Source organism: Capnocytophaga ochracea DSM 7271, from assembly GCF_000023285.1.
Lineage (GTDB): Bacteria > Bacteroidota > Bacteroidia > Flavobacteriales > Flavobacteriaceae > Capnocytophaga > Capnocytophaga ochracea.
On the sequence record NC_013162.1, the window covers coordinates 1,185,473 to 1,201,228 of the forward strand.

Annotated in this window: 9 protein-coding genes; all 9 read right to left on the reverse strand. The window is 42.5% G+C overall.

What is annotated here, in order from left to right; genetic code table 11:
* Nucleotides 1-229 precede the first annotated feature (229 nt).
* The 9 genes from COCH_RS05085 to COCH_RS05125 all read right to left on the reverse strand — a co-directional run bounded on the left by COCH_RS05085 (nucleotide 230) and on the right by COCH_RS05125 (nucleotide 15,752).
* Nucleotides 230-3,289, reverse strand: coding sequence for a glycoside hydrolase family 2 TIM barrel-domain containing protein (locus tag COCH_RS05085; protein ID WP_015782223.1), 3,060 nt, complete (start codon nucleotides 3,287-3,289; stop codon nucleotides 230-232).
* Between the two features lie 24 nt (nucleotides 3,290-3,313).
* Nucleotides 3,314-5,626 carry a beta-glucosidase BglX gene (gene bglX / locus COCH_RS05090; RefSeq protein ID WP_041546712.1) on the reverse strand — a complete coding sequence of 771 codons (2,313 nt, stop codon included), beginning with the start codon at nucleotides 5,624-5,626 and terminating at the stop codon, nucleotides 3,314-3,316.
* A gap of 146 nt (nucleotides 5,627-5,772) precedes the next feature.
* Nucleotides 5,773-7,185 carry a cellulase family glycosylhydrolase gene (locus COCH_RS05095; protein WP_015782225.1) on the reverse strand — a complete coding sequence of 471 codons (1,413 nt, stop codon included), beginning with the start codon at nucleotides 7,183-7,185 and terminating at the stop codon, nucleotides 5,773-5,775.
* Between the two features lie 93 nt (nucleotides 7,186-7,278).
* Nucleotides 7,279-7,668 carry a hypothetical protein gene (locus tag COCH_RS05100; RefSeq protein ID WP_015782226.1) on the reverse strand — a complete coding sequence of 130 codons (390 nt, stop codon included), beginning with the start codon at nucleotides 7,666-7,668 and terminating at the stop codon, nucleotides 7,279-7,281.
* A gap of 201 nt (nucleotides 7,669-7,869) precedes the next feature.
* Nucleotides 7,870-8,358, reverse strand: a complete 489-nt coding sequence (locus COCH_RS05105; protein WP_015782227.1) for a hypothetical protein — start codon at nucleotides 8,356-8,358, stop codon at nucleotides 7,870-7,872.
* A 703-nt stretch (nucleotides 8,359-9,061) separates the two neighbouring features.
* Nucleotides 9,062-11,518, reverse strand: a complete 2,457-nt coding sequence (galA, locus tag COCH_RS05110; RefSeq protein ID WP_041546713.1) for a beta-galactosidase GalA — start codon at nucleotides 11,516-11,518, stop codon at nucleotides 9,062-9,064.
* Entirely contained in the window at nucleotides 11,519-12,304 is a 786-nt protein-coding gene (locus COCH_RS05115) for a glycoside hydrolase family 16 protein (protein ID WP_015782229.1), read from the reverse strand.
* A 32-nt stretch (nucleotides 12,305-12,336) separates the two neighbouring features.
* Nucleotides 12,337-13,893, reverse strand: a complete 1,557-nt coding sequence (locus tag COCH_RS05120; RefSeq protein WP_015782230.1) for a DUF1735 domain-containing protein — start codon at nucleotides 13,891-13,893, stop codon at nucleotides 12,337-12,339.
* A 158-nt stretch (nucleotides 13,894-14,051) separates the two neighbouring features.
* Complete coding sequence (locus COCH_RS05125; protein WP_015782231.1) at nucleotides 14,052-15,752, reverse strand: RagB/SusD family nutrient uptake outer membrane protein; 1,701 nt, start codon at nucleotides 15,750-15,752, stop codon at nucleotides 14,052-14,054.
* Nucleotides 15,753-15,756: the final 4 nt, after the last annotated feature.

The following is a 15,756-nucleotide window of genomic DNA, read 5'->3' on the forward strand; positions in this document are numbered from 1 at the left end:
AAAATTCCTCTCAACTCTCTTCCGAACTTTTCCGTTTCCTTCCGAATTCCTCAACCCTCCTCATTTGCTAATTCTCTCATTTTCTAATTTGCTAATTCCCAAAAGTTACTTCACAAGGCGTAGCCTTGATTTTGTTTAATTTCTGAGGCACAGCCTCATTCCTCTAACTCAAGCTCGCACCTCATTTTCTCATTTTCTCATTTTCCCATTTCCAAATTTCCTAATTTTCTCATTTCCCCCCTACCTGAATGCTAAATTCGTAATGATAATACGGTTGGTTGAGCAAAAACTCTTTATGTACGCGTGGCGACCAGCTGTCGTCTCCTCCTACACCCATTTGAGCCTCATCGATGTGCAAATAAGTGTGGTCTCCACGGCGCAGTTCTTGGGTTTCTTTGGATTGGTTCAGCGCGTCGTCTGAATAGTCTTGCACGTTGAAATTAAAGAGTTTAGGAGCACTGATATATAGTTCAGTAGTACCCGAAAGGAGTTTGAGCCAACGGGTATCGATATGGTTGCCGTTTTCAGAAGGCATCACATAAGGAAAGTGCATATCCTTTACTGCACCGCTGTGAATACCCACAAAAGCTGATTCTTTTCTATCGGCATAAGTTTCATAAGGACCTTTGCCGTACCATTCTACTTTGTTAAAACTCTTGTCGAGTGTTAGGAGCATTCCCACTCTTGCCAAAGCAGGCACAGAAGCAGGCACTTCCACATTTGTGCTGATATCTATACGTCCGTCTCCATTGATGAGGTAAGTTACTTGTTGGCTGATATTGCCCGCTTTGGTTTCAATGCGGTTGTGTGCTACTATTTTCAGTTGGGTTTCCCCTATTTGCGTAGCTTTCATTTCGGTAGCTGTTACCATAGCTTCTTTTAATCCCGCTTTGCGCCAAGCTGAGGCATATGATTGTTCAAAACCACCTTCATCGTTATCGGTAGGTACACGCCAAAAAGAGGGCACCATCGCTTCTGAAAGCAGGTTTTTCCCTTTATGTGTAAATTGACTTAAACCGCCTGTTTTTTTGCTGAATACGGCTGTAAAATTATCGCCTTTTACGGTGAAGTTTGTAGCTTCGTCAGTAAATGTTAGTTTTTTATCGGAGGGCTTGGTGAATTCTCTCTCAACACGGTTAGGGAAAGCGAGTTGTTCTTTGGCTACTTCAAAATCTTTTGAAGCCCAAGCAGTAGCCTTTTTATTCTTAAAATGGAAGTTCATAAAGTATTCCTTGCCGTTTTGTACTAATTTTGTTTTGAAAGGTATTTGTAGGGCTCTTTGGCTTTGTGGGGCGATGTTCAGGTCGTTGATTACCCCATTGGCGATAGGCTTGCCATTCTCAATAAGTTCCCATTGCAAATACACCTCGTCGCTATTTACAAAGTAGTTGCTATTGCTGATGAGTACCAAGCCTGTCTTGATATCAATATCCTTTACATTGAAATACTGATATACCTTTTTCAGTTCGTGCATTTCGGGTTGAGGAACGCCTGTGGCATTTACCAATCCGTCGTTCACATTCGCCTTGTCGATATGATTGATGATGTTCCAATACTCTTTGCCGTTCTTATCTTTGCAACGCAACGCTTGATCTTTCCAGTCCCACGTAAAACCACCTTGGTAGCGCTCATTGGTAGCAAAAAGCTCCCAATACTTGCGGAAGTTGCCTAAGCTGTTACCCATAGAATGGGCGTATTCGCAGATAATCACAGGGCGTTTGGGGTCTTCGGTAAAGAGATTGTTCAGGTGGTTGAGCTCGGTGTACATATTAGAGATGATATCGTAATGCGAGAGCACGCCTGCATAAGCAGGGTTTTTAGACTCGTAGTGCACGGGGCGCTTTTGAGGGTCGAGGGCTTTTATCGCCTCGTAAGCTGCATCAAAGTTCTTACCCCAACCCGATTCATTCCCCATCGACCAATAGATGATACAAGGGTGGTTCTTGTCGCGAGCAACCATATTCACATTGCGCTCCACGATGTCCTTTTGCCATTCAGGGCGTTCGCCTATGTAGTAGCCACTCTCCCACAATCCGTGGCTCTCGATATTAGCTTCGTCTACCACATATAATCCATATTCGTCGCAGAGGGTATACCACTCAGGCTGATTGGGGTAGTGAGAGGTGCGCACCGCATTGATGTTGTGCGTTTTCATCAGGATAATATCGTCAATCATCGATTGGCGGGTGATGGTGCGACCGTTATAAGGGTCGAACTCGTGACGGTTCACTCCTTTAAACTTCACAGGCTTGCCGTTCACAAGGAGCAATCCGTTGCTTAGTTCAATCTTCCTAAATCCTACATTTTGAGTAAACGATTGTAACACCTTGCCTTTGGCGGTGAGCAAACTGAGTTCCACTTTGTAAAGGTTAGGGGTTTCGGCAGTCCATTTCAACGGATTTTTTACAGCTATTTGGGCACTAACGGTAGCTTCTTTTCCCGCAGCAATATCCGCAATAGAGGCTTTTTCAGTGCCTATCACATTACCTTTGCTGTCTTTAAGAGAGGTTTGTACCACAAGAGCATCACTTACTTTTTCGCCTAAATTCTGTACCTCTACTTGCACCTGCAAGGTAGCATCGCGGTATTGCGCATCGAGCTGAGGATATACTGAAAAGTCACGCATACGCAACTCGGGGGTAGCAAAGAGGTATACATCGCGATAGATACCGCTGAGTCGCCAAAAATCTTGGTCTTCTATATAACTGCCGTCCGACCAGTTCAAGACTTTTACATATAGTTCGTTTTTGCCTTTTTTGAGGTAAGGAGTGATGTTGAACTCGGCAGGTAACATTGCATCTTCGTGATAGCCCACTTGCTTACCATTGATGAACAACTCCATCGCCGATTGCACTCCCGCAAAGTGAATGAACACCTGTTCGCCTTTCCACTTGCTAGGCACCGTGAACTGCGTTCTATACACTCCCGTAGGGTTGTAGTCCTTAGGGGTATAAGGAGGGTTCATCTCAAACGGATATTTGATATTGGTAAACACAGGAGGGTCATATCGGTTGCTTTGCAGTTGCCAATTTGAAGGCACTTTTATAGCGTCCCATTGGGTAATGCCTTTGCCCAAAAAGAAATCAGCAGGCACTTGTGAAGGGTGCTTGAAGTAGGCAAACTGCCAATTGCCGTTGAGGAGTATTTTTCCAGCCGGCTCATAGTGGCTATGGCTTTTTTCGGTGTTGATACTGCTTACCGCTAAGTTTTCCCAATCGTGGGTTTGCGCTGTGCTGAGACTACTCGCCAAAGCAAAAATGAATAAGAATAGAGTATGTTGTATTCTCATAATCGTTTATTATTTTATGGTTTGTTATTCTTCTATTGTAAAATGTTGTTCGTTACTATTATCGGCAGAATGTAAGCCCACCCACAGCAGGCACTCGCTGGGCTCAGTGTCCTTTTTTCCATTGATACCGTAAAAGGCAAGAGCTTCGGAAGGCAGTTCAAAACGGACTTGTTTGCTTTCACCTGCTTTGAGAGGGATTTTCTGAAACCCTTTTAATTCCTTTACGGGGCGGCTAACACTTGCTACTAACTGTCGGGTATAGAGTTGTACCACTATTTCGCCCTCGGTTCTTCCTGTATTCTGCACAGAGGCATTTACTATAATGCTATCGTTATAGCGTTTTATACTTTTTTTATTCAGATGCACATTACTAATAGCAAAGGTAGTATAGCTGAGTCCATACCCAAAAGGATAAAGAGGCGTAATAGAACTATCCAAATATCCTGCATTATAATGAGGGCGGTGGTCTACTTCTTCATTATTTGTATGTACAGGTCGCCCTGTGCTTTTGTAGTTGTAATAAATAGGAATTTGCCCTACACTGCGAGGGAAAGACATCGTTAAGTGTCCCGAAGGATTTACATCGCCTGCTATCACATCGGCAATGCCATTGCCCCCTTGCGTACCAGGAAACCACGCTTGCAAAATAGCTTGTACATTCTCGTTTTCCCAAGAAAGGTCGAGCGGTCGTCCGCTAAAAGTAATAATAGCTATGGGCTTGTTTATGGCTTTTAGTGCTTCGAGCAATTGGCGTTGTGCTTGAGGCAAACGAATGTCGGTGCGCACCGCCGATTCTCCTGCCCAGCTACTCTGTTCACCTACAGCTACTAATACCCTATCAGCTTTGCGAGCTATAGCAACCGCTTCTTTGAGTTGTTCTGTTGAAATAGTTGTAAAACCACAGCCTTCGGCATAGAGGAGTTTTACATTTGTACCCTTGTATTTCTCAGTAAGCCCTGTGAGTAAACTCACGCTTTGTTTGCCGTCACCTAAGCACGTCCAACTGCCGTTTATATCACTTGTGTTGTTCATCATAGGTCCTATTACAGCAATAGTTTTATCGCTATTCTTTTTGATGGGTAACGCTTCAGCTTCATTTTTCAAGAGTACTACTGAGGAAGCAACAGCTTGTCGCGCTACTTTCAGATATTCCTCAGTAAAAGTATTTTCTTTGGCACGAGTTTCATCTAAGTATCGGTAGGGGTCATCAAAAAGACCTAAAAGAAACTTCATTTCCAATATATGCCTTACTGCTTTATCAATTTGATTTTCGGTTACTTTGCCTTCTTTCACTAAGGCACTAAGGTATTTAATAAAGGTTGCCCCGTTCATATCCATTTCTATTCCTGCATTGGCTGAGAGGTTTGCCACTTGTTTATCATCTTTGGCTACCCCGTGTCGCACCAACTCGTTAATGCCTGTGTAATCACTCACTAACAAGCCGTTAAAGCCCCATTCTTTGCGAAGCACCTCAGTAAGCAACCACTTGTCGGCGGTGGCAGGCACTCCGTTTATCTCGTTCAAAGAAGCCATTATACTGCCCACTCCTGCTTTTAGGGTCGCCTCATAAGGAGGTAAATATACATTGCGCAAGGTGTGCATAGAGAGTTCAGCTGTATTATAGTCCTTGCCTGATTCGGCAGCTCCATAGCCGGCAAAGTGTTTACCACAAGCTAAAAGTGTGTGAGGGCTACTCAACGTTTGCCAATTGTCTCCCCCTTGAAATCCTTTTACCCGCGCTTCGGCAATAAGGCTTCCTAAATAAGGGTCTTCGCCTGCGCCTTCCATTGCGCGTCCCCAACGAGCATCGCGGGTGATATCTACCATAGGAGCAAACGTCCAGTTAATACCATCGGCACTAGCTTCACGGGCAGCGAGTTCAGCTGTTTTGCGCATCAATGCCAAATCCCACGAGCAAGACTCAGCTAACGGAATGGGAAAGATAGTTTTATAGCCGTGTATCACATCTTGACCAAAGAGGATAGGAATACCTAAACGCGTTTGTTCTACCGCTATTTTTTGCAATTTTCGTATACCTGCAACCGAAGTAGCGTTAAAAATACTTCCTACCAAGCCTTTTTCGAGGTAAGGTTGGTACTTATCAGCCATTACAGGTCCTGTAACCGACCAATCGGCTGAGAATTGCGTCATTTGTCCGATTTTTTCTTCAAGAGTCATCAAACGCAGTACCGAATCTACGCGCTGTTCTATATGTTTATCACCACTGAAACTCTTTTGGGTGAGTTTTTCATTATCCGATTTTAGGATAGCGGGTGTTGCGCAACCTATCATAAGTAACGAAATAAGCGTTTTAAAAATGTGTTTGCTATATCTCATAGATACATTAACGTTTTTATAAAAAACACCTTCCTGCCTGTACCTTCCCTTAAAATGAGAATTACATATTGCTTTGTTTTTATAATTTTGCCCTTTGCTCATCTATCAGGGCAATAAGAAAACTAAGGAAAGAAGACAGGAAGATGCTATGGGTTTTCTAATACCACTACTATCGAACGCTTGAAGGCTGGAATCAATGCCTTTCCGTCATACATAGGCATATGTCGTTCCCATTTATCCGTCCAAGGGTCGTAAACACTGTAATGAGTATATTTTATATTTATGAGGTTGAGTGGTATTTCGAAATCTCGTTTCATTTGGGCAGGACGCCCCTCACGCAACTCTGTTTTCCAATTGTTAGTTAGGTCTCTACACCACAATATCGTTTTTGTTTTGCCTTTTAGTCCGTAACAGGCTACGGTATTTCTTTTGAAATAGAAGGGTTGCATCGCTTCTTTCACGGGGTCAATTCCTTCAATAGCGTTTTTGAAACGCCCAAAGTGATACCACAATTGGTTAGGCTCTATGTAATGATCCCAATGCCAAGTATTGCCCGAACCTGCACTACCTCCAAAGAAAGGTGCAAAGATAAAATCGTGTAACAAAACGCCCTCTGTGTCTTTTGTATAAAGCGACGAAGGCCCTGCGTGGTTAGGGTTTACAGCTCCTATCTCATTGATGACAACAGGCTTGGGGTCGTTTTTGGTAAATGTCAAGCCCATAGCTACGGCATCGGTTGCTAAAGCACTCACAGCTCCTTTCACTATCGGGTATTGATGCCACTTGTCGCCCTCGTCTAAATAACGGTGAATGCTCAAAAACTCGTTGTCAGGTATTACTGCCAACTTCTTGTAGTAGTCGTCCATATAAGAGGCGTGCATACTGCCTAAGGTTTGAGTAACCAATTGCTCAGGGCATAACTTTTTCACCTTACCGAGCATCTCTTCGGTAAAAGGTAGCCACTCTGCTTCGGGTACAGCTGAATCCATTTCGTTCCACAACTCCCACCCATATACATACGGGTGGTTTTGGCACTTTTGAGCAAGAGCTCTGATGCGTTTTAAGTAGGACTTTTTGCCTTTTTTAGTACTTACATACTCGCTTACATTCTTGAACTTGGTAGCTAGCGAATAGCTGTTACACCAAGAAGCCTCAGGTGAGATGTTATTAGAGATAGTACGCAGGTGATGCAGGGTGAATTTAAGGTAAATATGATACTTTTCGGCGAGTTGTAGCAACTGTTCTATACGCGCTAACTTCTCGGGATTGTACTTGCCTTCTTTTTGGTCTTCTATTTCTAAGAACTCAGTGCTTATCCAAATGCGCATTGCATTTCCGCCGTTTTCGGCAAAGTGTTTAAAGTACTTTTCTACCTCTTCAAAATTATGCGATGGTAGATAATTGGTGCTAATAGGAATCCACGTCGCACCATTTTTTTCAAAATAGCGCGGGTGGGTTTTGCTTACCGTTATATTTGCTTGTGCCAAACATAGCGGACTGCTTAGGCAAAGCATTAAAAACAAAGCGTTTCTTAGTGTTTTATGTAGGGTTATGTTCATTTTAAATCAAGTAATAGGTAACAAGTTTTAAAAACGTTTTTGTTTTCATATGTAATAGTCTTTTTTATTACTTATTGTTTTATGAGAGTCGTTTTATAATACTTCTATTTTAGTTAAAGTAATATGATTATAACTATAATTTGCTGGGTGAATCCACTTTTTACAAAGAGTTTTTACCTCTCCTTGAATTTTTACTTTTATAGTAGTGCCCTCTTCCTTATATTTTAAATCTCTTATTTTTTGAGGTAAAATATCCTCATTGCAAACTATAAAAAAATGAAACCCCTTGCCTATCCAAAATGTATTAGGATAATAAGTATTTTGATTGTTTGCATAACTTATTTCTTCTTCAAGAGATTCTTTAATAGTCCAAACAGTAGGACTATTGCACCCACAATCTTCTTGTGGAGGAGTCTCTTTTTTTGAGCAACCGTACCCCACTATTGTCAATAACAGTAGTGCTAAAAACGTTTTTGTTTTCATAATGCTTTATTTTTATAAGTGATGTTTTTATTTGTCTTACGAAATTCAATCGTACAGAAAGCAGGTAGGTTCTTCCGATGAGCTCCTCAGAGTCCCTTCGACAAATCTGCTAATAATCCCGTGTGACTCACACCCTCATTTGCTCATTTCCAAATTTCCTAATTCTCTAATTTTTCCACCTATCTTGCTACGATTTCGTACTTAAATGTCTTTATCCACTTTAAAAGGCAACACTTCTACGGTTACAGTAGCGTTTTCAGGTAGTTTTTGTACTATCGCACCGTAGTATAACACTACAGGTCCAAATAGTCCAAGTAAGTCGAGGTCTACCGTAAGCACGTAGCTATTATTGTTTTTCTTGCTAAACCTACATTTCGCCTGTGCCATTTCAGAAAGTCCTTTTCTTCCTATGATAAGAGTCTGTGTACCGAAATCAATATCCTTAAATTCCTTTATAGTACTGAGGTCAGTATTAGGAAAGAGCGCTTGTAGGGCTTCTTTATTTTGGACAACTCGGTAACCATCTTGGGTAAGGGCAAAATTCACAAAACTATGCTCAGGAGTATTTGCTACAGACGCAAAACTCTTAACCATTACAGCCTCAGGAAATATTGTTTCCTCTTCTGTTTTAGAACAACCGCAAGCTGTTATCACCAATAACAACATTGCTAAATATGCTTTTGTCTTCATATATAATTGTTTTTAAGATTACTTACTATTCTTTTCAATTCCTACACCAAAGCATTTTCTATTATAAAAATACTCTTTGGCAGAAAGTCTTCTTTCGGGATTGTCGGCAACAGCCGAGTGTGTATATAGAGAGATGTTTTCACCACATTACCTTCATCTTTCCCGTCACTATATTCCCCCTTTTTCATCATACTCCCCTAGTGCCTATGGCCTAAGGCCTATTACCTCTTCCTCTTCCTTTCGCCTCGAAACCCCGTTTTTACCATTTTTTGCATCGCTGTATTATACTATGAGTCAACTACTTATACACCCTTCCTATACCAATCGTCCAAGATTCGTATAAGCTTCCTATAAGCTCTCTATAAGCTACCCCCACCCTTCTCATAGCCCTTTTTCATCAAAAAGTCTCTTAGTCTCCTTCTGAAAATCTTCGTTTCCTTCCGAAAGTCCTAACCAGCCCGATTTGTCCTACAAGTTATACCTGTCAAAACCCCTTTTTTATCACTACCCATTTTCTAATTCTCTCATTTTATAATCTGCTAATTCACACCACAAAGTTATAAAATATTTGTCAATACAGCAATATGCTCTCTCTCTTTTCACTCTAAGTCAGTTTTTCCCTTTATTTATTCTTCGTTCAAGCCTTAACTTACTTTTTACTGACATACCTAGCTGTGAACCCTCGCAGGCTTTACCTTTTACTTTAATTCATTCTCACCACCGCCTCTTTCAGTCCGTTACTTATAGCGCGTAGTTGTACCTTTCCACCTTTTTCACCTGAGCGGATAATCACTTGGCATTTGCCATTAAAGAGTTTACGCTCTACACGCTCTCCTTCGGCAAAAGTATCTTTCTCGTGCGAACTGGGGTCGCCGTTTCCTACTCCTATAATGCGAGCATCTCCTGTAAGCTGAAACTGTATAAGGGCATCGGCATTAGGTACTTCACGTCCTTTTTTATCTACTACACTCACATTCACCACTACGGCATCTTGCTTACCGGCTTTCAGTTGTGTTTTATGAGGAGAAAGCACAATCGCAAAAGGTTTTTCGGTAGTAGTTATTTCGGAGGTAATCCGCTTTCCATTCTTAGTGCCTACGGCTTTCAGCGTACCTTTTTCGTAGGGTACTTCCCAATATAAGTGTCCAAAAGCAGGTGTTTTTTGTTTACCGAGCGTCTTTCCGTTCAAGAAAAGTTCCACTTCTTCGGTATTGCTATATACCCACACTTTTACCACAGTGCCTTGGGGCAGGTTCAGATTCCAATGAGGGGCTATGTGCAATATAGGCGATTCACTCCAATGGGCTTTGTAGTAGTAATACACGTTCTTAGGGAAACCACACACGTCCATTACCCCAAAATGCGAACTGATATTAGGCCACGCAAAAGGGGTAGGCTCTCCGCGATAGTCGAAGCCCGTCCATACGAAACCTCCCATAAAACGAGGGTCGTTAGCAGTCGTGCTGTACCATTGCTGTGCTTGTGATGCCCAACTGGGGTAACTCTTGTCTTGGTCGAGCAGGTAAGCGCGTAGGGTATCGGCTACAAAATGACCACTGTACCCCCCTGCTTTGTCAAGTACGATTTCCGGCAGATACACCCCTCGAGTACCCACGGTGCTGGCTACTTCGGTGCCGATGATAGGTTGATTAGGGTGTGTTTTTTCATAGTCGGTAAGCCCATAGAGGTTGTAATTGAAGCCTCGTACAGGTATGGCAGCACTCACACCTTCATTTTCATTACCTACGTTGGCGCCATAAGTGCTCACGCGTGAAGGGTCTAAATGCTGTTGTAAACTCACCAACGTACGAGCGATGCGCTCGCCAGTTTCGGTACTTTGTATTTTTTCTTCTTCATTCCCGATACACCACATAAATACGCTAGCGTGATTGCGGTCGCGCTTGATAAGGTCTTCAAATTGTTGACGGTATTCTCTTCCGCTGTTTAAGAGTCGGGTTTCGTCCATCACTAATAAACCCAAACTGTCGCAGGCTTGTAGCACGGCAGGGCTATGAGGGTGATGGGCAGTGCGGTAGGCATTGGCGCCCATTGCTTTGAGTAACCCAATACGATAATACTGCAATTCGTCTAATAGTGCAGTACCTACTCCGGCGTGGTCTTGATGTACGCACACGCCTTTTATTTTCATTTTTTTGCCGTTGAGGTAAAAGCCGTCGGGTTGATAACTAAAAGTGCGCACCCCAAAGCGGGTGTGAATAAGGTCGGTGGTCTTTCCGTTGGAAATGATTTTCGTTGTTAAGGTATACAGATAGGGGTGCTCAGTGTCCCAAAGCTGTGCATTAGGAATGTTAAGGTTACTCTTTACAGTTACTTTTTCATTAGGGGCAAAAGTAGTATTTGCAGATTTGTGAGTAGCTATTACTTTCTTTTCACGATTAAGAATACTCCATTCCACCTGAAAAGTTTGTGAGCTTGTTTCTCGGTTATGCACAGTGGCTTCGGCGTGCATTTCGGCTTGTTTGCCAATGCTTTTGGTATAGATAAAAACCTCTTCGGGGGAAGAGTGAACAGAGTTGTAAGAGTTTAGCCACACGTGTCGATAGATACCTGCGCCTTCGTAAAACCAACCTTCGTTTTGGGTAGCGTCTACCCTTACGGTAATCACGTTGGGTTTGCCAAAATGCACCAAATCGGTAATATCGTACTTTATTCCTGTATACCCGCTGAGGTGATGCCCTACATAAATGCCATTTACCCAACACCGACTGTCCCTAAAAATACCGTCGAATTGCAGTTCGATGCGTTTGCCTGCTTCGGATTTGCTGAGGTCAAAGGTTTTTCTATACCAACCAATACTATGCTCGGGGAAGGTACTGCCTAAGGCTTTATATCCGTGAGACCAATCGCCTTTTTCACTGAAAGGGAGAGTTACTGCCCAATCGTGAGGGAGGTCTACGGTTTGCCACGCGCTATCGTCGTAGTCTATGCTCGAAAAGTTAATGCCTTTGGAAAGTGTTTTAGAGAAGTCGTTATACACGCGGTAAAACAAATCTTTAGTAGGGTCGGTAGCGTGCCCTAAGCTGAATTTCCAACCGTTATCTAACAATATATGCTCCCTAATGGCTTGCCCATAGATGGGGTGAGCAAGCCATAGGAGCATACCGATGAGAAAGGGAAGAAACTTGTATGGATATCTCATTTACTTTTTAGGTACATATTTGTATACCTTTACCCAATCTACTTGTAGTTTGAGTTGTTTGGTGAAAGGTTTGTTAATGTCTTTTTCAGTTTGGAAGCATAAATGGTGAGGTGCTTTAGCCATTGCTACGGGATCTTTAAGAGTCCATTCGAGTTTACCGTCGATGTAAATCTTTATGTACTCAGGAGCCCATTCCATTGCCACAATATGCCAATCACTTTTGTTGTAGTGGAAGCTCTTTTGGTACTGTTGGTCTTTACCAGATACTGCGTAATGGATATAGGTATTCCAAGCGTTGTCCTCGTGATTTGTTTCATAGATGTCGTTTTCGCCATCGTCAGGCCATTTTTCACTCTCAGGCCAAGTAAGTCCTAAACCGCTGGAAGACTTATGAGGGTCTTCGTCCATACGTATTCTGAACTCAAACTTGCCGTATTTGTAGTTCTTCTTATGAGCTATTCCACCTGTTATAAACATTCCTTCGCGTTTATAATCTCTGTCGATAAGGCAATTCAAGAAGCCGTCTTTCACTTCTATAGCGTAGGTACGGCGCGTATTCTCAGGTTTGAGTTTACCTTCTTTTTCGAGGTATTCATTGTCGTACACAGCCCAATTATCTGTGTTTAAGGCATTGCCATCGAAGTTGTCTTGGAAGTCTAACACCCATTCAGTAGGGGTTTCAGGCATAGGGTTGTCTTCAATAGGAGTGTCTCCTCCCGATTTGTTACAGGCAGTAAGCCCGCACAATAACATTGTAATAAAACTAAAGGTTGTTGCGTTTTTCATATGTTTTTTAATTATCTATTTAATATATTCATTTAAGGTGCTTTTTTAATAAAGATATCTGAAAAAGTTAAGTCTTCGTAATTGTTATCCCAGCTACCTATCTTTATCACAAAGTATAGCTTACCCGTTTTAGTAGCTGTATAAGTCTTTTCCCCTGAAGCTAATTCCGACATCAGTCCGCTTTTAGGCGTTTTGATTTCTCCCGATAGGTCAAACACCTTACCGTCGTTGAAGTCTTTGCCTTCTTCTGGTTCCCACTGACTTATATACACTTGTATCCAGCCCCACGCTTTGCCTTTGGCGGTGAGTGTCATATCGTAAGTATAAGTTTCTCCTCCGCTTACTTCAATAGGCTGATAAATTACGTGGTTGAACATCTTTCCTTCGGTGCCCGAAGTGTAATGGATATTACCGTCGGTAATGGTGATATCAGCTTTTTCTGAAAGACCTCCATTGATGCCTTGCAATAGTATTTTCCAAGCATCTTTCTTGATGCTAGTCTCTACCGGAGGTTTGGGAGGCTTAGGACTATTATCTTTCTTGAATACGATGTCAGAGAGGGCTAAATCCTCAAAGTTGTTATCCCAGCTACCTATCTTTATTACAAAGTATAGCGTACCAGTTTTACCAGCGGTATAGGTTTTTTGATCTTGGATAGCTGAAAGTTCAGCAAATGAACCACTCATAGGAGAGGTGATGTTGTTTTGGAGTTCTAATACCTTGCCATCGCCAAAGTCTTTACCTTCTTCGGGTTCGTGTTCACTCACATACGCTTGTATCCAGCCCCACGCTTGCCCTTTGATTTCCACGTGCATATCGTAAGTGTAAGTTTGTCCTTTTTCTACGTTTACGGGTTGGTAAATCACGTGGTTGAACTTACCACCCACTTTACCAGATGAGTATTGGATATTACCATCTACGATATTAATCTTAGCATCGGCTGTAATTTTTCCGTCTATACTTTGTTTTAGAATCTTCCAAGCGTCTTTTTTAATCATATTTTCCACAGGAGGCTTAGGAGGTTCAGGTGGAGTAGGCAAGAACTTCGCCCCGTCAATCACAACAATAGTAGTCGCTTTGTTTTGGAGGATTCTCTCATTGCCATAAATGCTTACTGCCAAAGCAATGCGATTTTTGTAGTAATCGAGGTGGTCGGCAAGGAGCTTTTGCACATCTACGTCCAAGTAAAACGATTCTTCACTTTTACCAGAGGCAACGCTTACGCTTTCAGGTAAAGTGTAAGAGCCTTCGGGTAGTACTACAGCCGGTTTTTTCTCGTCGTTTTTGTACTTTTCTACATAAGCATTAGTGGCTTGTGCGTCAACTTTTACTTTTACAGCAAAGCCATCGGTAGAGAGACCTGAATTTTTCACGCCGAGCACTATTTTCAATTTCTTAGTAGTCTCGTCGAAAGTGTAGTTTTCGGAGTTTCCGCCGAAAGGCACATTGTATTCATTACCTCCGTTGTTCAACGAGGCTTGTGGCATATAGATATTGTTTATACCAGGGTCTTCAAATACATCGTCTTTTTTACAAGCGATGAAGGCTACGAATAGGAGTAGCAATAATGTAATGTTTTTTGTTTTCATATATAAGAGTTTGTCCTCACCCCCTCCTTCTCCCCCTTCCCTTGGGGGAGGGGGAGGGAATCCGCAAAAGCGATGAGGTTTTATACTAATTATTTATATTCTTTTTTTCAGCTTGTCCCCTTCGGTAGTTCGAGGACTAATCGCCCGTGTGGCTCACACTACCAACCTGGGTTTTGTTTTACAATTCCATTAGATTTATTGATTTCGCTATGAGGAATAGGGTAGTAATACATCTTTTCGGTAAAAGTGCGCTTTTCTACTTCTTTTACTTGATAGCTAAAATGATTGCCGTTTTTGGTAGCTTGCACTCCCGTAAGTGGCTCATTGAGCACGGTATTAGCGTCTTTCCAACGGCGCAAATCCCAATAGCGGTGTTCTTCAAAGACGAGTTCTATACGGCGTTCGTGTTTTACTTTCTCTCTGAACTCTTCTTTTGATGCTGTAGTAATCGCAGGCATTTCCACACCCGTTCTACCTCTCACCAAATTGATAGCCTCTTTGGCAGTGAGTGCATAACCGTTGTTAGCATCGGGTCCGTAGGCTTCGTTCATCGCCTCGGCATAGTTGAGGTAAATTTCAGCCAAACGGAAAACTACCCAAGAGCGGAGTCTTTTCTCGTCTTGCACTAAATCGAGGTTGTCGTTCAAAAACTTTTTGAGGTAGTAGCCTGTGCGTGAAGCGTTTTTGGCGTTGTAGTTGTCAGCACCACCTGCGTATATTTCTATCGTGCGTCCGTTCCATTGGCTGTTGTTGGTTACTATCGTATAGCCGAGTCGAGGGTCGCGATTGGCGTATATATCATTAGGGTCAGGAGCACCTTTGTACTCATAAGCACTTACCAAATTATGTGAAGGCGTGATGCCACTATTACCTCCTGCACTGCCAATAGGGTAGTTTTTCCTTTCTAAATCATTGGTGGCACTTTGGCGAATTGCCAAAATGGTTTCTGAGCTTTTGGCACTTCTGTCACCAAGGAACAAATCGCGGTAGCTATTATCGAGGCTGTAGAGATTTAAGCTGAGGAGCTCATTGGCAGCCTCGGCAGCTGCTTTCCACTTGTTCACATCGTTGGTGGGGTTGTACAACGGACTTGCCGCATAGAGTAACACTCTGGATTTAAGGGCTAAGGCAGCGCCTTTGGTAATACGCCCGTCTAAGCCAATATCAAAATCTCTTCCCCAATTGGTAATCAAGCTATCTTTGGAAGCATCGATTTCACTTACGATATAGTTCACTACCTCGTCCACTGTGTTGCGGGGTAAATGCGTGTTACTATCGGCGGAAAGCGTTGTTTTTACAAGAGGCACACCTCCATAGCGTTTCAGTAGTTCGAAATAGAAATAAGCACGCAACACGCGGTTTTCAAATCGTAAAGCCCGTATGCTCTTCACATCGCGATTGTAGTTGTTGATGTCGTTTTGAGTGATAAGGTTGCGGTTCTGCTTTAAGAAAGAAGCATAGTTAGGAAATTTTTCCAAGAAATAAGTAGCCGCTTGTATGCCTTCGTAGTTGTAAGCATAGGTATTATCGGGGTTGTTGGTGCTATTCCAGCTTCCTTCGTTAAAAACTTGAGTGTTTGAAGGCGAAAGCGTATATTCAGCCTCGTCGCTCACTGCCGCAAATAGATTGCCATCGATGGCATCAAAGCGGTTTTGCAAACGCGTATAGGCAGCATAACCAAAGTCGTACAACACTTGGTAATTGGTTTTTATCTGCTCGTCGGTATCGTAAATATCTTCTTTGGTGTCTAACACATTACACCCGATGAGTGTACTCATCAGCGCAATGCAGCTCACTGCAAAGATTGTTCTGCTCGGTTTATTACTCTTTAACATAGCGATATATTTTCGGTAGTTCATTTGT

What these genes read in the sequence shown, in the direction of transcription:
- COCH_RS05120 (WP_015782230.1), bottom strand. Translation starts at nt 13,893, where the DNA reads ATGAAAACAAAAAACATTACATTATTGCTACTCCTATTCGTAGCCTTC.
- COCH_RS05115 (WP_015782229.1), bottom strand. Translation starts at nt 12,304, where the DNA reads ATGAAAAACGCAACAACCTTTAGTTTTATTACAATGTTATTGTGCGGG.
- COCH_RS05085 (WP_015782223.1), bottom strand. Translation starts at nt 3,289, where the DNA reads ATGAGAATACAACATACTCTATTCTTATTCATTTTTGCTTTGGCGAGT.
- COCH_RS05095 (WP_015782225.1), bottom strand. Translation starts at nt 7,185, where the DNA reads ATGAACATAACCCTACATAAAACACTAAGAAACGCTTTGTTTTTAATG.
- galA (WP_041546713.1), bottom strand. Translation starts at nt 11,518, where the DNA reads ATGAGATATCCATACAAGTTTCTTCCCTTTCTCATCGGTATGCTCCTA.
- COCH_RS05105 (WP_015782227.1), bottom strand. Translation starts at nt 8,358, where the DNA reads ATGAAGACAAAAGCATATTTAGCAATGTTGTTATTGGTGATAACAGCT.
- COCH_RS05100 (WP_015782226.1), bottom strand. Translation starts at nt 7,668, where the DNA reads ATGAAAACAAAAACGTTTTTAGCACTACTGTTATTGACAATAGTGGGG.
- bglX (WP_041546712.1), bottom strand. Translation starts at nt 5,626, where the DNA reads ATGAGATATAGCAAACACATTTTTAAAACGCTTATTTCGTTACTTATG.
- COCH_RS05125 (WP_015782231.1), bottom strand. Translation starts at nt 15,752, where the DNA reads ATGAACTACCGAAAATATATCGCTATGTTAAAGAGTAATAAACCGAGC.